Source organism: Streptomyces longwoodensis, from assembly GCF_001514125.1.
Taxonomy (GTDB): domain Bacteria; phylum Actinomycetota; class Actinomycetes; order Streptomycetales; family Streptomycetaceae; genus Streptomyces; species Streptomyces longwoodensis.
In genome coordinates, this window is the sequence record NZ_KQ948551.1 from 160,944 (window position 1) to 176,582 (window position 15,639).

Sequence of the window (15,639 nt, forward strand, 5' to 3'; positions counted from 1 at the left end):
GAGGATGGATTCCGAGGAATCCATCTGTCCGAGCCCAACCGGATTCCGAGGAAAATGATTCCTGGGAATCCATTGGAGTGTGCCGTGACCCACGTCACCCCCGTCTTCACCGACCTCGTCCGCGTCGAGACCAGGCTGTACAACGCGGTGAGCGCCCGCCTGCGCGCGGAACAGGGACTCGGGCTCGGTCAGTTCGAGTTCCTGGAGATCGTCGACCGCGTGCCGGGGTGCCGCGTGCTCGACATCGCCGGGGAGCTGGCGATCACGGTGGGGGCGGTCAGCAAGGCGGTCGACCGGCTGGTGGCGGCCGGGTGGTGCGAGCGGGTCGCGCACCCGCAGGACCGCCGCTCGTCCGTCCTGCGCCTCACGCCCGAGGGCGAGGAGCGGCTGGCCGCCTCCCGCCCCGTCGTCGAGAGTGCACTCCTCTCGCTGACCTCGGCGGTCTCCCCCGACGACCTGGCGCGCGTCGCCTCAGTCCTGGTCACCCTGCGCGCGGCCCTCGAAGCCGGCTCCCACGGCCGGCCGGGCTGAGGGGGCAGGTCCCGCGGACGGCGCCGTCCCGGACGACGGACGCGGTCGGGGCCGGGTCCCCGCACGACGTGTCGTGCCCCGCAGACGGCGTTCGGCGGGCCGTTCCACGCCGACGTAGGCGAGGGCCGCCGCGGTGAGGCTGACCGCCAGCAGGGCCGACCAGGCCAGCAGGGTCTCCCGGCCCGGGGCCGGCTTGCCCCACTGGCGGAGGGCGGCCCGGATCACGATCTCGTGGACCAGGTACCAGGCGAACGACCAGCGACCGAGACGGATCATCCAGGTGCCGGTCAGTCCGGTGCGCCGGCCGTCCAGGTCGGCGCGGGCCGCCGCGCAGATCAGCGCCGCGTACAGGGGCGCCGACAGCCACTGCGAGGCGGTGTAGGGGCCGTACCAGACGGCGTCCGGGACCGCGTGGTGCCAGGGGACCAGGACCAGGTGCCAGGCGACGACCAGGGCGACGGCCGGCCACAGGCCGACGCGGGGCCGCCACCCCCGCTTCAGGGCGAGGCCCGCCAGGACGCCCAGCACGAACTGCAGCGAACGGCTCAGCGGCAGGTAGTCCAGCGCCCAGGCCCGGGTCGTCGGGTCCAGCCCGGACAGCGCGGGCCACAGCACCAGGGCGGCCACCGTGAGGGCCGCCGCCGTCCACGCCCACACCCGTGCGCGCCGCCCGGCGAACAGGGCGAGCAGCGCCGGGAACGTCAGGTAGAACCACGCCTCGTCGCTCAGCGACCAGGCCGCCGGGTTGCCGCCCGTGAACACGACCGGGTCGGGCGACCAGGCGTGCACCAGCAGCAGCGTCGCGGCCACCGCCGCCGCCGGCACCGGGCGGCCCATCCAGGCCGTGTCTTTCGGATCAGCCCGACTCGGATCGGCGGTGCCGTATCGGTGCCGGTGAGCCCCGCGGCCCAGGGCTGATCCGAAAGACACGGCCTAGGCCCAGACGGCCACCGACGCCGCCACGCTCACCGCGAGCAGCGGCCAGATCCGGGCGAACCGGCGCCGCAGGAACACCCGCGCCGGGACGCCCGCTCCGTCGTAGGTCCAGGCGAGGACGACGTCCGACAGCACGAAGAAGAACGTCCCGGCGGTTCCTCCGGGGTCAGTCCGGGTGGCCCCACTCGCACCACACCGTCTTGCCGCCGCCGGGCTCCGGCGCCACCCCCCACTTGTCCACCAGCGACTCCAGCAGGAGCAGCCCCCGCCCGGACTCCGCCTCCGGGTCCGCGGTCAGCGCCACCGGCGGCAGCGGCGGCGCGTCGTCCGTCGCCTCCACCCGCAGCCCCGTCGGCTGCCGGAGTAACAGCACCGTGCAGCGGCGGCCCGGCACGTGGCGGTGCACGTTCGTCACCACCTCCGTCAGCGCCAGCTCCACCGCGTCGGTCAGGTGCGCCAACTCCCATTCCGCCAGCAGGGACCGCGCGATCCTGCGCAGGTGCCGCGGCGAATGGTCGCCGACCGTGAGGGTCAGGCGGTAGTGCGGCAGGCGCGGCGCCGCCGGCGTCGGGGGAATGTATCCGTTCACGGGACGAGAGTGCCCTGCGGTGACTACGCTCGGCCACCACGTGAATACAACGCGTTCCCGAGTGGTCGGAAGGGGCCCCGCGTGACCCACGTCAACGTCCTCGATCCCGGCGCCTCCCCGCTCGACTACTACGGGTTCGAGCTGCGGCGCCTGCGCGAGGCCGCCGGGCTGACGCAACGTCAGCTAGGTGACATCCTCAACTACACCGGGTCGCTCGTCGGCCAGGTCGAGACGGCCCGCAAGGTGCCCACCCCGGAATTCAGCGAACGGCTGGACGCGGCGCTGGGGACCGGGGGGTTGTTCTCGCGGCTGGTCGACCTGGTGCTCCGCAGCCAACTCCCGGCCTGGTTCCGGCAGACCGCTGAACTGGAGGCGCGGGCCACGGAGATCTGCACCTTCCAGACGCACATGGTGCACGGGCTGCTCCAGACCCGGGCCTACGTGCGCGCCGTGCTCAGCGTCCTCGACCACACCGACCTGGACGACCGCACCGCCGTCCGGCTGGGCCGACAGCGGATCTTCGAGAAGGAGCAACCACCCGTCTTCTGGATGGTGATCAGCGAGGCCGCCCTGCACCAGGAGATCGGCGGACGTGAGGTCATGCGCGAGCAACTGACCCACCTGTTGGCCTTCGAGCACAACCCCCGGATCAATGTCCAGGTGTTGCCTTACGAGGCAGGTGGACACGCAGGCTTGCAAGGCTCGTTCAACCTCTACCGCTTCACGGGGGATCCCACCATCGTCTACACCGAGGGGTACGGCAGCGGGCATCCGACCGCCAATCCGGACACCGTCGGCGACTGCTCGCTCCGTTACGATCATCTCCGGGCCGCCGCTCTTTCCCTCAAGGGCTCGGCGGAGTTGATCCGGCGTGTGATGGAGGAGCGCTATGGAGAGCAACGCGATGACGACGGTGATCCAGTGGCGTAAGTCCAGCTACAGCGGTGACCAGGGCGGTGATTGCGTCGAGATCGCCTCCACCCCCTGCCCCGCCATCGCCGTCCGGGACTCCAAGAACCCTGCCGGGCCCGTGCTGTCCTTCCGGCCCGGTGCCTTCCAGGAGTTCGTCGCCTGGAGCGGGGACACGGCCGCCGGCTGAGTCACTCCCTGCCGGACGACGTCAGGGCCAGGACCGCCGTCAGCAGCGCCGCGATCAACAGGGGCACGCCCAGGTCGTGGTGGACCACCAGCCACGCGCCGACCAGCGCCCCCGCGAACATGGCGACCACGGACGCCGTGCGGCGCGGGGAGCGGTGGCCCGAGCCGCCGCCCAGCCGGGAGTCGGAGGCGAGGCCGGTCAGCGTCATCGTGAGCACGGTGGTGGTGAGGTCGGCGACGCCCAGCTTGCGGACGGTCGCGTTGCGCGCGCCCATCGCGAGAGCGGTGAGCGCGATGACCGTGTACGTCATCCACGTGGCGTGCGGCGCCGCGAACGCGACCGCCGCCGAGGCGCCCACCAGCAGGGCCTCGGCGGCGAGGACCAGCCGGGTCCAGGTGCGGCGGGACCGGCCGCCGATCCGGCGCGCGACCCGGCCGCCGACCGCGGCGCCCAGCAGGAAGCAGGCCAGCGAGGCGGCGGTGTGCGACACCGAGAAGCCGGGGGCGCCCGCGGCGGCGAAGCCGAGGACGACCACGTTGCCGGTCATGTTGGCGGTGAAGACGTGGTGCAGGCCGAGGTAGCTGACGGCGTCGATGAACCCGCTCACCGTGGTCAGCGCCAGCAGCACCACCACCAGCGGCAGTCCGCGCGCCTCGGGGTCAGGGGCGCCCGCGTCGGGGGCGGAGGGGCCGGTGTCGGGGCCGGGGGTGTCAGGGGTGTCGCCGCTCACCGTCCCAGTGGACCACGCGGGCGGGGCGGGAACGCCGAAGGCGGCGACCCCGGGTGGGGTCACCGCCGTTCAGCTGTCGGACGAGGGAGGCGCGGCTCAGTACCAGCCGTTGGCCTGCCAGAAGTTCCAGGCGCCGACGGGGCTGCCGTAGCGCGAGTTCATGTAGTCGAGGCCCCACTTGATCTGGGTGGCGGCGTTGGTCTTCCAGTCGGAGCCGGCGGACGCCATCTTGGAGCCGGGGAGCGCCTGGACGAGGCCGTAGGCGCCGGAGGAGGCGTTGGTGGCGTCGACGTCCCAGCCGCTCTCGTGCTGGACGATGTGCGAGAAGGCGTTGAACTGCGCGGCGTCCGGGATCATCTTGTGCGCGATCGCCTGCGCCTGCGTGGCGGAGGCCACGGAGGTCGTCGCCGCGTGGGCGGGGGCCGCGGTCAGCGCCATGCCGACGGTGGCGGCGGCGACGGCGGCGGTGCCGAGGACCTTCTTGGGGGACGACACGACGCGGCGGATGACGGAGACGGACACGGAGAACCTGTTCTTTCGGGGACGGGGAGGCCGCCGGACCCGCTGCGGGGTCCGTGGCGACGTCGTCCAGAGAAACAGGCCCGAAATGCCCTGGCAAGAACCCCTTGTACTAGTTGTGGCCGCATCCCGGGTCGGCGCGATCCCTGTGAGCTGGATCTCAAAGCCCAGGTCAGCGGTCGTTTTGGTGTGCTCATGGCATCCCATTTGTCCCACTACCGTGCTTAGTGGGTGAGCTGCGTCATGTGGGGTGGTTCACCGATCGACGGGCCTGCGGGGGGTCCTCGGCGTCCTCGAACGTGACCGGCGTCTCGAACGCGGCCCGCCGCGTGGCCCGGCGCAGCGCCTTGAGCACCGCCGGGCCGAGGGTGAGCGTCAGGACCACCGTGACGACCGCCCGCCCCAGGTCCCAGCCCAGCGAGGTGGCCACGCAGTAGGCGACGAACCGGGCCAGGTTCGCGGGCACCGGCGCCTGCGGGTCGAAGGCGATGCCCGAGGCCAGCGCGCCCATGAAGGGCCAGCCCGCCAGGTTCATGATCGTGCCGTAGGCGAAGGCCGCCAGGAAGCCGTACCCGGCCAGCAGCGCCAGCTCCGCCCGGCCGCGCAGCCGGTCCGGGCCCGGCAGCAGGCCGGCGCCCATGGTGAACCAGCCCATCGCCAGCATCTGGAACGGCATCCAGGGGCCCACCCCGCCCGTGAGCAGCGCCGACGCGAACATCGTCACCGAGCCCAGCACGAACCCGAAGCCCGGCCCCAGACAGCGGCCGCTCAGCACCATCAGGAAGAACATCGGCTCGATGCCCGCCGTGCCCGCCCCGATCGGCCGCAGCGCGGCGCCCGTCGCCGCCAGCACGCCGAGCATGGCCACGGCCTTCGGCCCGAGCCCCGACTCCGAGATCGTCGCCGCGACCACCGCGACCAGCAGCACCAGCAGCCCCGCGAACAGCCACGGCGCGTCCTGGGCGTGCGCCGCCACGGCGGAGGACGGCGGCGCGACGAACGGCCAGCCGAACGCGGCCACGCCGACCCCGCTGACCAGGGCCAGCGCGGCCACGGACCGGGGGCCGAGACGGACGGCCCGGGTCATCGCAGGGCCTCCCGCACCTGGGCCACGGTCAGCCAGGGCTGCGGCGCCAGTATCTTCGTCACCTGCGGGGCGTACGACGGGGACGACACCACCACCTCCGGCGTCGGGCCGTCCGCGATCACCTCGCCCTCCGCGAGCAGCACCACCCGGTGGGCCAGCTCGGCGGCCAGCTCCACGTCGTGGGTGGCCAGCACGATCGCGTGGCCCGCCGACGCCAGCTCCCGCAGCACGGCGACCAGGCGGGCCTTCGCCGCGTAGTCCAGGCCCCGGGTCGGCTCGTCCAGGAGCAGCAGCGGCGGGCGCGCGGCCAGCACCACCGCGAGCGCCAGCGTCAGCCGCTGGCCCTCCGACAGGTCGCGCGGGTGGACGTCGTCCGCGATGCCGGGCAGCAACCCGGACACCAGGGCCCGGCAGGTGCCCGGCTCCGCGCCCGCGTCCCGGTCGGCGGCGGCGCACTCGGCGGCCACCGTGTCGGCGTACAGCAGGTCCCGGGGCTCCTGCGGGACCAGGCCGACCCGGCGGACCAGCTCCCGGGGCGGTGTGCGGTGCGGGACCGCGCCGCCCACCCGGACCGTCCCGGCGGACGGCTCGACCAGCCCGACGAGCGTGCTGAGCAGCGTCGACTTCCCGGCGCCGTTGCGCCCCATCAGCGCGACCGTCTCACCGGGCGCGACCGTGAGGTCGACGCGCCGCAGCGCCTCGACCCGGCCGCGCCGCACGGCGAGCGACCGGACCTCGGCGACGGCGGCGGGGGCTTGGGCGGCGGTCGCCGGGTCGGCCCTGCGGCGGCGCCACCGGTGGACGGCGGGCGGACGCGGCAGCGGGGCCTGCACCACGGGGGCCTCCCGCCCGGCGGGCGGCGTGCGGTCCTCCAGGCGCTCCCGCAGGGCGCCCGCGCGGCGGCGGGCGTCGCGGACCGTCAGCGGCAGCGGGGACCAGCCGGCCAGCCGGCCCAGGTCGACCACCGGCGGGTAGACCGGCGACCCGGCCATGAGGTCGGCCGGGGCGCCGAGGACCGGGGCCGCGCCCGGCGCGGGCAGCAGGGCGACCTGGTCGGCGTACTGCAGGACGCGCTCCAGGCGGTGCTCGGCCAGCAGGACCGTGGTGCCCAGGTCGTGGACCAGGCGCAGCAGGACGGCCAGGACCTCCTCGGCCGCGGCCGGGTCCAGGGCGGACGTCGGCTCGTCGAGGACCAGGACCCGCGGGTGCGGGGTGAGCACCGAGCCGATCGCGACGCGCTGCTGCTGCCCGCCGGACAGCGTGGCGATCGGGCGGTCGCGCAGGTCGGCGAGGCCGAGCAGGTCCAGGGTCTCCTCGACCCGGCGCCGCATCACCGCCGGGGCCAGGCCCAACGACTCCATGCCGTACGCCAGTTCCTCCTCGACCGTGTCCGTCACGAAGTGCGACAGCGGGTCCTGGCCCACCGTGCCGACCACGTCGGCGAGTTCGCGCGGCCGGTGGGTGCGGGTGTCGCGGCCGTCCACCGTGACCCGGCCGCGCAGCGTGCCGCCGGTGAAGTGCGGGACGAGCCCGCTGACCGTGCCGAGCAGGGTGGACTTGCCGACGCCGGACGGCCCGGCGAGCAGGACGAGTTCCCCCTCGGGGATCGTGAAGTCAACTCCGCGGACTGTTGGTTCGGCGGCGCCGTCGTAGGTCACCGAGACGTTCTCGAAGCGGATCACGACGGCTGCTCCTTGTCAGGTGCGCGCGGTGCGGGCGGTGCGGGCGGTGCGGGGGCCAGGAAGGCGGGCAGGAGGCCCAGCAGGACGGCTGCCGCCGGCCACAAGGGCAGGACGGGCGCGACCAGCGGGACCACGCCCGGGTGCAGCGCCGCCGGATCGGCCGCCGCGGCGGCGCTCAGCAGCGCGGCGACCGCGACGCCCGAGGCGGCGACCAGGCAGGACCGCGCGTTCCAGGTGTCGGGGCGGTAGCGGGTGCGCGGCGACCGGCGGCCGCCCAGCCACAGGCCCGCGAGGGCCGCCGCGACCCCGCCGAGCAGCACCGGCACGCCGTACGTGCCGCCCTCGGCGGTGAGCAGCCCGTACGTTCCCGCGCAGACACCGAGCAGACCGCCGAGGGTGAGCACGGTCGTCGTACGGCGCAGCGCGGCGGGCAGGTCCGCGGTGCGGCCGTAGCCGCGCGCGTCCATGGCCGCCGCGAGCGCGACCGAACGCTCCAGCGCGCCCTCCAGGACCGGCAGTCCGACCTGGAGCAGCCCGCGCAGGCCCCGGTCCGGGCGGCCCCGCAACCGGCGCGCGGCACGCAGGCGGTGGACGTCGGCGATCAGGTGCGGGGCGAAGGTCAGCGCGACCACCACGGCCACGCCCGTCTCGTACAGCGCGCCGGGGAGGGTCTTCAGCAGGCGGGTGGGACTCGCGAGGGCGTTCGCCGCGCCCACGCACACGAGCAGCGTGGCGAGCTTCAGGCCGTCGTAGAGGGCGAAGACCAGGGCCTCCGCGGTGAGGTCGCCGCCGATGCGGATGCCCTGCGCCCAGTGGGGGAGCGGGACTTCGGGCAGGGTGACCAGGGTGTGCGTGCCGGGGATCGGGGAGCCGAGGGCGACGGCGAACACGAGCCGCACGAGCAGCACGGTGACGGCGAGCTTGACGAACGCGGAGTAGGAGCGGGACCAGGGGGTGTGGGGGCGGGACGCCTGCACCACGTAGGCGGACGTGGCGATGAGGAGGGCGAGCAGGAGCGGGTTGGTGGTGCGGGTGGCCGCGGTCCCGAGGGACAGCGACCACAGCCACCAGGCCGCGGGGTGCACGGGGCGGGCGGTTCCTGACGGGCGGTGGTCAGTCATGGCGGCGTCTGCGGGACTGCCACACCGCTGCCGCCGCCAGGGCGGCCACCGCGGCCGCGCCCGCGTACCAGGCCAGCCGGGGCCCGTCGCCCTCGTCGCCCTGGTCCTTCTCCTGGGCCGCCGCAGGCTTCCGCTCGGCGGTGCCGGCGACCTGCTCGCCGCACCCGCGCTTCGGGTAGTCGGCGATCGCGCACAGCAGGGCGTTGGTGTCGTAGCGCAGGGGCTTGGCCACCGCGGCCAGGGCCTCGGCGGTGCTGGCGTCGCCCGCGACCCGTGCGCAGGCCGTCCGGGCGGCGGGCGGGGTCTCGCCTTCCGGGGCGTCGGCGGCGGTGCCGAAGTCGATGACCAGCGCGACGCGCTTGCTGCCTTCCCGGGCCGGCGTCCCGGCGCAGACCTCCGCGAAGGAGGCCGCGCCGCGCGGCCGGCTCGCGTCGGCCGAGTCCTCGCTCACCGCGAAGCGGAAGCCCTGCACCGAGCCGTCGGCGGGGCGGGACGTGGCCGGGCCCTGGGTGGCGTAGGTCCAGCCGCCGCCGGTGCGCTCCCAGAACGACCAGTAGCGGTAGCCGGTGGCCCCGGCCGGCGCGGCCGCCAAGGCGCAGAGCAGGGCGGTGAGGACGCCGGTGAGCAGGAGCGTCGTCGCGCGCCGGGTCACGGCTGCTGCCTCCGGCGGGCGCGGGCCAGGAAGAGGGCCGCGGCGACGAGGACCACGAGGACGACCGCGCCGACGGTGACCCACAGGGTGGTGGAGCCGCCGTCGTCGTCGGAGGTGTCGGCCGCCTGCGGCTTCTTCGTCGCCGTCTGCTTCGGCGCCGGGCCGGTCGCGTCGAGGAGCCGGACCAGGTCGGTGGAGCCGAAGGCGCGCGGGTCGGTGCCCGTGGCGTGGGCGGCGAGGACCAGCTGGGCGTAGGCCGCGGGGCCGCTCTGCGCGGCCCACTGCGGTGCGTTGGCCTCCAGCCAGCGCAGGGCGGCCGTGGCCTCGTCGGTGTGACCGGCCGCGGCGAGGGCGACGACCGCGTCGGCGGTGTTGCCGTAGTCGGGCTGGTTCTCGGCGCCGGGGAGGGCGGAGACGAGGTGGTGGTCCCTGGCGAGGGCGGTGGAGAGGTACCGGGCGCCGTTGCGCGCGGCCTGCTCGGGGGTGGTGGGCGCGGCGCAGCCGGAAGCGGTGACGTCCGCCTTCTTGTCGCCGTTCTTGGGGGAGGCGTTCAGCGGCTGCCCCAGCGCGCCGAGGACGGCGGCGGCCGTGGCGTCGGCGTTGGCCGTCAGCTTGCCCTGCTTGTCCGGCTGGTAGGCGAAGGCGCCCGCGCCGTCGCCGGTGCAGGGGAGGGCGAACGTCAGCAGGGCGTCGTACGGGGACTTGCCGCCCTTGACGACCTGTTCGGGGTGCTCGCCCGCCGCGACGAGGGCGCCGGTCACGACGGCGGTGGAGTTGGCGTCGCTGGGCCCGCCGGGGTTGTAGCCCCAGCCGCCGTCCGCGTTCTGCACCGACTTCAGCCAGGCGACGGCCTTGCCCGTCTGGGCGGCGTGGCCGCCCAGAGCGGTGAGGGCCTGGACCGCGGCGGCCGTGCTGTTGGTGTCCACCATCAGCTTGGCGTCGCAGGGCTTGGCGGGGTCGGCGCGGAAGGCGGCGAAGGCGCCGTCGGCGCACTGCTGGCCGGTCAGCCAGGCCACCGCCCGGTCGGCCGGGACGACCCCGGCGGTGTCCTGCGCGAGCAGGGCGAGCGACTGGCGCCACACCCCGTCGTACGTCGGGTCGCCGGTGCCGTACAGGCCGTCGGGTATCGCCACCGACGGCGTGGGCGAGGGGGACGCGGCCAGGGCGGGCGTGGCGGCGCCGATCACGGCGACGGCGGCCAGGGCCGCGGCGCTGCGGCGGACGTTCATGATCGGCGGGTGCCTCTCCCTAGGGGGAGCCGGGCAGCGCGGGACACCCCGGGCGGCTCGGCTCCGTAGACCTCGACGGTGCGTGGCGGGCCCCTGCGGGGCCGACGCGCGTGAGCCGGTCACGTCCCGGACGAGGCAGTCCGGCTCACCGCCCGGCGGACGGCTCACGGTTGCGGGTCAGCGCCGGTTTTGCACCGGCTTCCCCTCGTACGGGTGTGATGACGACCCGGTCACTGTACCGGCCCGTAACCGGGGGGCCGAGGGCGGGCCGTGGGGGACCGGGGTGCCGCTATGTTCTGCACATGACGACGATGGGGGAGGCGCCGGGCCCGCTGCTCGGCTCCGGCCGCACGGCCGACGTGTACGCCCTCGACGACGGCTGGGTGTTGCGCCGGGACCGGCAGGGGTACGGCGACGCGGCGGCCGAGGGCGCGGTGATGGCGCACCTGCGGCGGCACGGCTACCCGGTGCCGGCCGTGCGGCCGTCCGCCTCGCGCACCGACCTGGTGATGGAGCGGCTGGACGGGCCGACCATGCTCCACGCGTGCGTGGCCGGGACCCTGGGCCCCGAGGAGGCCGGGCGCACGCTGGCCGACCTGCTGCGCGCCCTGCACGCCGTACCCGGCCGGTCCGACCCCGCCGCCCGCGTCCTCCACCTCGACCTGCACCCCGACAACGTCGTCCTCACCGCCGACGGCCCCCGGGTCATCGACTGGACCAACACCGAGGAGGGCGACCCGGCCCTGGACTGGTCCACGTCCGCGGTGATCCTCGCCCAGGTCGCCGTCTCCCCCCACCCCCTGGCGGCCCCGGCCCACCCGATGCTCGCCGCCCTGCTGGCCGACCAGACGCCGCTGACGGAGGCGGCCCTGACGGAGGCACTCCGCCGCAGGGCGGCGAATCCGACGATGAGCGCGGAGGAGGTGGAACTGCTCGGGGACGCGGGGGAGTTGGTCCGGAGCTTCCTGGGGGCGGGCCGAGCGCGCGACGGCGCCTGACCGCGCGGCCTCAGTCGGCCACGAACCAGAGGTAGCTGCCGGGTGTGGCCGCGCACGCGCGGAGCAGCGCCGCGAGTTCGTCCAGCGCATCGCGTCGGCGGTCGCTGCCGCACGCGTCCTTCAAGCCGTCGATCTCCCGCAGGGCGGCCTCGGCCTCCTGCTCGTTCATCAGGGTGTCCCGGTACGGGTCGAGGGCGGTGAGCCGCCCCGGGACACCGCTGAGCCGGAGCGCGGTGAGCGCCTCGGCCAGCACCTCGCCGTACGCGTGGGAACTGGCCAGGAGGGTCGCCCGGGACCGGCGCCAGTCCTTACGGACGGGTCGCGCCGAGTGCAGCTCCAGGTCGATGCCCATGCCTCATGATGCACCGGGCTCGGGATCCGTCGGATCGATCAGGCGGCAGGCCGTCTCGATGTCGGTGCGGACCTGGGCGATGGAGGCGCGGCCGGAGAGCCAGGTGATGAGGGCCGAGTGCCAGGTGTGCTCGATGACGCGGACCGCGGCGAGCTGGCCGGGGGTCGGGTCGGGGGTGCCCATGGCGTCCAGGATGATCGCCGTGGTCTGGCGGGAGACCTGGTCCACCTCGGGGCTGACGCTGCGGTCCGCGAAGGTCAGGGCGCGCACCATGGCGTCGGCCAGGTGCGGTTCGCGCTGGAGGGCGCGGAAGGCGCGCATCAGCGTCTCGGCGACGCGGGCGGACGCCGTGTCGCCCGCCGGGGGCCTGCGGCGCAGCGTGGCGTGCAGGTGCTCCAGCTGGTCCTGCATCGTCGCCACCAGCAGGTGGACCTTGGAGGGGAAGTACCGGTAGAGCGTGCCCAGGGCGACCTGGGAGCACTCCGCCACCTCCCGCATCTGCACGGCGTCGAACCCGCCCCGCCCGGCCAGCCGCGCGCTCGCCTGCAGGATGCGTCGGCGGCGGGCCTCCTGGCGCTCGGTGAGCGCGGAGGCGGCGGGGCGTGCGGCGCTGGGGTCCGCTGGGGCTTCCGCGGGCATCGGTCCCGTCCGTGACAGTCGGTGAGGAGTGGCGGTCACCCAGCATGGCAGGGCCCGCGGCGCTCCGCGGCCGTGGCGTGAATCACCTGATCCACTGCTCACAACGCCCTTACCGGCCGGTAGATTCAGAGCCTCCCGAACGATCAAGTCTGAAACTTGTTCTAGATTAACGTCCCGTCGTAGTCTCGCGGGACAGTGCAGGCAGAAGGGGGCCCAGAGTGACCGCAGAGGCCAGTCGGGCCCGGTCCCGGCGGGACCTTGTCGTGAACGGCGAACTGCCGCTCACCATCGCGCTCCTCACCTACAAAGGGAACCCGTTCTGCGGGGGACAGGGCGTCTACGTACGGCACCTCTCCCGCGAGCTGGCCCGCCTCGGCCACCGCGTCGAGGTCATCGGCTCCCAGCCGTACCCGGTCCTGGACGAGGGCTACGCGGGTCTGTCCCTGACCGAGCTGCCCAGCCTCGACCTGTACCGCCAGCCGGACCCCTTCCGCACCCCCGGCCGCGACGAGTACCGCGACTGGGTCGACGCGCTGGAGGTCGCCACCATGTGGACCGGCGGCTTCCCCGAGCCGCTCACCTTCTCCCTGCGCGCCCGCCGCCACCTGCGCGCCCGCCGCGGTGAGTTCGACGTCGTGCACGACAACCAGACGCTCGGCTACGGCCTGCTCGGCGACGTCGGCGCCCCGCTCGTCACCACGATCCACCACCCCATCACCGTCGACCGGCAGCTCGAACTGGACGCCGCCGAGGGCTGGAAGCGCCGGTACTCGGTGCGCCGCTGGTACGCCTTCACGCGCATGCAGAAGCGCGTCGCGCGCCGCCTGCCGTCCGTGCTGACCGTCTCCGGGACCTCCCGCCAGGAGATCGTCGACCACCTCGGCGTCCGGCGGGACCGCGTCCACGTCGTCCACATCGGCGCCGACACCGAGCTGTTCTCGCCCGACCCGTCGGTGCCCGTGGTGCCGGGGCGCATCGTGACGACGTCCAGCGCCGACGTGCCGCTCAAGGGCCTGGTGTACCTCGTCGAGGCGCTGGCGAAGGTCCGTACCGAACACCCCGGCGCCCACCTCGTGGTCGTCGGCAAGCGGCCCACCGGTGGCCCGGTCGCGCAGGCCGTCGAGCGCTACGGCGTCGAGGGCGCCGTCGAGTTCGTCAAGGGCATCTCGGACGCCGAACTGGTCGACCTGGTGCGCTCGGCCGAGGTCGCCTGCGTGCCCTCGCTCTACGAGGGCTTCTCGCTGCCGGCCGCGGAGGCCATGGCCACCGGCACCCCGCTGGTCGCCACCACCGGCGGCGCGATCCCCGAAGTGGCCGGCCCCGACGGGGAGACCTGCCTCGCCGTGCCGCCCGGCGACGCCGGCGCGCTGGCCGCCGGGCTGAGCCGGCTGCTCGGCGACCCGGAGCTGCGCGCGCGGCTCGGCGCGGCCGGGCGGGAGCGGGTCCTGAAGCACTTCACCTGGGCCCGCGCGGCCGAGGGCACGGTCGCCCACTACCGCGAGGCGATGGCCCGCCCGTCGTCGGCGCCCGCCGCCCGGACCGCCACCGAAGCTGTTGCCGTACCCGATCCCGAAAGCAGGGCCACGTGCTGACCGTCGACTTCTCCCGGTTCCCGCTCGCCCCGGGCGACCGCGTCCTGGACCTCGGCTGCGGTGCCGGCCGGCACGCGTTCGAGTGCTACCGGCGCGGGGCGCGGGTCGTGGCGCTGGACCAGAACGGCGAGGAGATCCGCGAGGTCGCCAAGTGGTTCGCGGCGATGAAGGAGGCCGGCGAGGCACCCGAGGGCGCCACCGCCACCGCCATGGAGGGCGACGCGCTCGCCCTGCCCTTCCCCGACGAGTCGTTCGACGTCGTCATCATCTCCGAGGTGATGGAGCACATCCCCGACGACAAGGGCGTCCTCGCCGAGATGGTCCGGGTGCTCAAGCCCGGCGGCCGCATCGCCGTCACCGTCCCGCGCTACGGCCCCGAGAAGGTCTGCTGGGCGCTGTCCGACGCCTACCACGAGGTCGAGGGCGGCCACATCCGCATCTACCGGGCCGAGGAGCTGCTCGCCAAGATGCGCGGCGCCGGCCTGCGGCCGTACGGCACGCACCACGCCCACGCGCTGCACTCGCCGTACTGGTGGCTGAAGTGCGCGTTCGGCGTCGACAACGACAAGGCGCTCCCCGTGCGGGCGTACCACAAGCTGCTGGTCTGGGACATCATGAAGAAGCCCCTGGCCACCCGGGTCGCCGAGCAGGCCCTCAACCCACTGATCGGCAAGAGCTTCGTGGCCTACGCGACCAAGCCGCACCTGCCGCGCCTCGACGAGGCCGACACGGCTGGCGCGGCCGACGCGACGGACGCGGCGCGCACGGCCGACGCAGCCGAGGCGGCCGCCCGGTGACCACTCCCCGGACGGAACACCTGGTCCTGCCCGGGGTCCTCACCGCCGAGCAGGCCGCCGCGACCGTGCGCGGCATCCTCGCCGTGCAGCGCGAGGACGGCGCGATCCCCTGGTTCCGGGGCCACCACCTCGACCCGTGGGACCACACCGAGGCCGCGATGGCACTGGACGCGGCGGGCGAACACGCCGCCGCCGAGCGGGCGTACGACTGGCTGGCCCGCCACCAGAACGAGGACGGCTCCTGGTACGCGGCCTACGCGGACGGCGCGCACGACGACGTCACCGACCGGGGCCGGGAGACCAACTTCGTCGCCTACCCGGCGGTCGGCGTGTGGCACCACTACCTGTCCACCGGCGACGACACGTTCCTGGACCGGATGTGGCCGACCGTGTACGCGGCGACCGAGTTCGTGCTGCGGCTCCAGCAGCCGGGCGGGCAGATCGGCTGGCGCCGCGAGGACGACGGCACGCCCACCGCGGACGCCCTGCTCACCGGCAGCTCCTCCGTGCACCACGCGCTGCGGTGCGCGCTCGCCATCGCCGAGCAGCGCGAAGAGCCCCAGCCGGACTGGGAGTTGGCCGCCGGGGCCCTGCGCCACGCGATCCGCCGGCACCCCGAACGGTTTCTGGACAAGGACCGCTACTCCATGGACTGGTACTACCCGGTCCTCGGCGGCGCGCTGACCGGCGCGGAGGCCAAGTCCCGCGTGGAGGACGGCTGGGACCGCTTCGTGGTGCCCGGCCTCGGCGTGCGCTGCGTGGTGCCCAACCCGTGGGTGACCGGCGGCGAGTCGGCCGAACTCGCCCTCACCCTGTGGGCGATGGGCGAGTCCGACCGCGCCCTGGAGATCCTCCAGTCGATCCAGCACCTGCGCGATGCGGAGTCGGGCCTGTACTGGACCGGGTACGTCTTCGAGGACGGGGCCGTCTGGCCGCGCGAGCTGACGACCTGGACGGCCGGCTCGCTGCTCCTCGCCGTCGCCGCGCTCGGCGGCCACGAGGCGACCTGCGCGGTGTTCGGCGGGGAGCAGCTGCCGCGGGGCCTGGACCCGGACTGCTGCGGCTGACGGGTCGGTGGCGCCCGGC

General features: G+C 74.7%; 19 protein-coding genes. 7 read left to right on the plus strand and 12 right to left on the minus strand.

What is annotated here, in order from left to right:
* Positions 1–84: 84 nt before the first annotated feature.
* Positions 85–531: a MarR family winged helix-turn-helix transcriptional regulator gene (locus tag AQJ30_RS09735; protein ID WP_067231340.1), complete on the plus strand. Its 447-nt coding sequence runs from the start codon at positions 85–87 to the stop codon at positions 529–531.
* Here the strand turns inward: AQJ30_RS09735 and AQJ30_RS09740 are convergent.
* From AQJ30_RS09740 to AQJ30_RS09745, 3 genes are all read right to left on the minus strand, one after another.
* Positions 472–1,368, minus strand: a complete 897-nt coding sequence (locus tag AQJ30_RS09740) for an acyltransferase family protein (RefSeq protein ID WP_067231343.1) — start codon at positions 1,366–1,368, stop codon at positions 472–474. The two genes, AQJ30_RS09735 and AQJ30_RS09740, sit on opposite strands and share 60 nt — an antisense overlap.
* Positions 1,369–1,464: 96 nt before the next feature.
* Positions 1,465–1,602, minus strand: a complete 138-nt coding sequence (locus tag AQJ30_RS37825) for a hypothetical protein (protein WP_211278955.1) — start codon at positions 1,600–1,602, stop codon at positions 1,465–1,467.
* 31 nt (positions 1,603–1,633) lie between these two features.
* Positions 1,634–2,056: an ATP-binding protein gene (locus AQJ30_RS09745; RefSeq protein ID WP_067231344.1), complete on the minus strand. Its 423-nt coding sequence runs from the start codon at positions 2,054–2,056 to the stop codon at positions 1,634–1,636.
* An 81-nt stretch (positions 2,057–2,137) separates the two neighbouring features.
* Here AQJ30_RS09745 and AQJ30_RS09750 point away from each other — a divergent pair, with 81 nt between their 5' ends.
* Both AQJ30_RS09750 and AQJ30_RS09755 read left to right on the plus strand, forming a co-directional pair.
* Positions 2,138–2,986, plus strand: coding sequence for a helix-turn-helix domain-containing protein (locus tag AQJ30_RS09750; RefSeq protein ID WP_067231347.1), 849 nt, complete (start codon positions 2,138–2,140; stop codon positions 2,984–2,986).
* Positions 2,961–3,155 (plus strand): DUF397 domain-containing protein, encoded by a 195-nt coding sequence (locus AQJ30_RS09755; RefSeq protein ID WP_342671623.1) that lies wholly within the window; start codon positions 2,961–2,963, stop codon positions 3,153–3,155. Before AQJ30_RS09750 ends, AQJ30_RS09755 begins: the two co-directional genes overlap by 26 nt.
* A gap of 1 nt (position 3,156) precedes the next feature.
* Here the strand turns inward: AQJ30_RS09755 and AQJ30_RS09760 are convergent, their stop codons facing one another.
* The 7 genes from AQJ30_RS09760 to AQJ30_RS09790 all read right to left on the minus strand — a co-directional run bounded on the left by AQJ30_RS09760 (position 3,157) and on the right by AQJ30_RS09790 (position 10,175).
* Positions 3,157–3,798 carry a YoaK family protein gene (locus tag AQJ30_RS09760; protein ID WP_067232599.1) on the minus strand — a complete coding sequence of 214 codons (642 nt, stop codon included), beginning with the start codon at positions 3,796–3,798 and terminating at the stop codon, positions 3,157–3,159.
* A gap of 183 nt (positions 3,799–3,981) precedes the next feature.
* Entirely contained in the window at positions 3,982–4,407 is a 426-nt protein-coding gene (locus AQJ30_RS09765) for an aggregation-promoting factor C-terminal-like domain-containing protein (protein WP_067231352.1), read from the minus strand.
* A 238-nt stretch (positions 4,408–4,645) separates the two neighbouring features.
* A complete protein-coding gene (locus AQJ30_RS09770; protein ID WP_067231354.1) occupies positions 4,646–5,491 on the minus strand; it encodes an ECF transporter S component in 846 nt (281 codons plus the stop codon).
* Positions 5,488–7,173, minus strand: coding sequence for an ABC transporter ATP-binding protein (locus tag AQJ30_RS09775; RefSeq protein WP_067231357.1), 1,686 nt, complete (start codon positions 7,171–7,173; stop codon positions 5,488–5,490). The genes AQJ30_RS09770 and AQJ30_RS09775 overlap by 4 nt, the downstream gene beginning before the upstream one ends.
* A complete protein-coding gene (locus AQJ30_RS09780) occupies positions 7,170–8,294 on the minus strand; it encodes an energy-coupling factor transporter transmembrane component T (protein WP_067231360.1) in 1,125 nt (374 codons plus the stop codon). Before AQJ30_RS09780 ends, AQJ30_RS09775 begins: the two co-directional genes overlap by 4 nt.
* Positions 8,287–8,946 (minus strand): SCO2322 family protein, encoded by a 660-nt coding sequence (locus tag AQJ30_RS09785; protein WP_067231362.1) that lies wholly within the window; start codon positions 8,944–8,946, stop codon positions 8,287–8,289. The genes AQJ30_RS09780 and AQJ30_RS09785 overlap by 8 nt, the downstream gene beginning before the upstream one ends.
* Positions 8,943–10,175: an SCO2321 family membrane protein gene (locus tag AQJ30_RS09790; RefSeq protein WP_067231364.1), complete on the minus strand. Its 1,233-nt coding sequence runs from the start codon at positions 10,173–10,175 to the stop codon at positions 8,943–8,945. The genes AQJ30_RS09785 and AQJ30_RS09790 overlap by 4 nt, the downstream gene beginning before the upstream one ends.
* 302 nt (positions 10,176–10,477) lie before the next feature.
* On the opposite strand from AQJ30_RS09790, the gene AQJ30_RS09795 reads away from it, so the two are divergent.
* The gene (locus tag AQJ30_RS09795; RefSeq protein ID WP_107119542.1) at positions 10,478–11,173 is read left to right on the plus strand and encodes a phosphotransferase; all 696 of its coding nucleotides are present in this window, start codon (positions 10,478–10,480) and stop codon (positions 11,171–11,173) included.
* A gap of 10 nt (positions 11,174–11,183) precedes the next feature.
* Here the strand turns inward: AQJ30_RS09795 and AQJ30_RS09800 are convergent, their stop codons facing one another.
* Entirely contained in the window at positions 11,184–11,525 is a 342-nt protein-coding gene (locus tag AQJ30_RS09800; protein ID WP_067231369.1) for a hypothetical protein, read from the minus strand.
* A gap of 3 nt (positions 11,526–11,528) precedes the next feature.
* Positions 11,529–12,164: a TetR family transcriptional regulator gene (locus AQJ30_RS09805; RefSeq protein WP_067231371.1), complete on the minus strand. Its 636-nt coding sequence runs from the start codon at positions 12,162–12,164 to the stop codon at positions 11,529–11,531.
* Between the two features lie 218 nt (positions 12,165–12,382).
* Here AQJ30_RS09805 and AQJ30_RS09810 point away from each other — a divergent pair, with 218 nt between their 5' ends.
* Genes AQJ30_RS09810 through AQJ30_RS09820 form a run of 3 tightly spaced genes read left to right on the plus strand, consistent with a single transcriptional unit; the run spans position 12,383 to position 15,620 of the window.
* Positions 12,383–13,756, plus strand: a complete 1,374-nt coding sequence (locus tag AQJ30_RS09810) for a glycosyltransferase family 4 protein (RefSeq protein ID WP_067231373.1) — start codon at positions 12,383–12,385, stop codon at positions 13,754–13,756.
* Positions 13,750–14,553: a class I SAM-dependent methyltransferase gene (locus AQJ30_RS09815; protein WP_067231375.1), complete on the plus strand. Its 804-nt coding sequence runs from the start codon at positions 13,750–13,752 to the stop codon at positions 14,551–14,553. The genes AQJ30_RS09810 and AQJ30_RS09815 overlap by 7 nt, the downstream gene beginning before the upstream one ends.
* Positions 14,550–15,620, plus strand: a complete 1,071-nt coding sequence (locus AQJ30_RS09820; protein WP_067231377.1) for a prenyltransferase/squalene oxidase repeat-containing protein — start codon at positions 14,550–14,552, stop codon at positions 15,618–15,620. The genes AQJ30_RS09815 and AQJ30_RS09820 overlap by 4 nt, the downstream gene beginning before the upstream one ends.
* The last annotated feature ends 19 nt before the right edge of the window (positions 15,621–15,639 follow it).

Excerpts from the sequence above, each read along its gene's own strand:
- AQJ30_RS09805 (WP_067231371.1), bottom strand. The coding sequence starts at position 12,164 with ATGCCCGCGGAAGCCCCAGCGGACCCCAGCGCCGCACGCCCCGCCGCC.
- AQJ30_RS09790 (WP_067231364.1), bottom strand. The coding sequence starts at position 10,175 with ATGAACGTCCGCCGCAGCGCCGCGGCCCTGGCCGCCGTCGCCGTGATC.
- AQJ30_RS09795 (WP_107119542.1), top strand. The coding sequence starts at position 10,478 with ATGACGACGATGGGGGAGGCGCCGGGCCCGCTGCTCGGCTCCGGCCGC.
- AQJ30_RS09780 (WP_067231360.1), bottom strand. The coding sequence starts at position 8,294 with ATGACTGACCACCGCCCGTCAGGAACCGCCCGCCCCGTGCACCCCGCG.
- AQJ30_RS09740 (WP_067231343.1), bottom strand. The coding sequence starts at position 1,368 with ATGGGCCGCCCGGTGCCGGCGGCGGCGGTGGCCGCGACGCTGCTGCTG.
- AQJ30_RS09755 (WP_342671623.1), top strand. The coding sequence starts at position 2,961 with ATGACGACGGTGATCCAGTGGCGTAAGTCCAGCTACAGCGGTGACCAG.
- AQJ30_RS09800 (WP_067231369.1), bottom strand. The coding sequence starts at position 11,525 with ATGGGCATCGACCTGGAGCTGCACTCGGCGCGACCCGTCCGTAAGGAC.
- AQJ30_RS09770 (WP_067231354.1), bottom strand. The coding sequence starts at position 5,491 with ATGACCCGGGCCGTCCGTCTCGGCCCCCGGTCCGTGGCCGCGCTGGCC.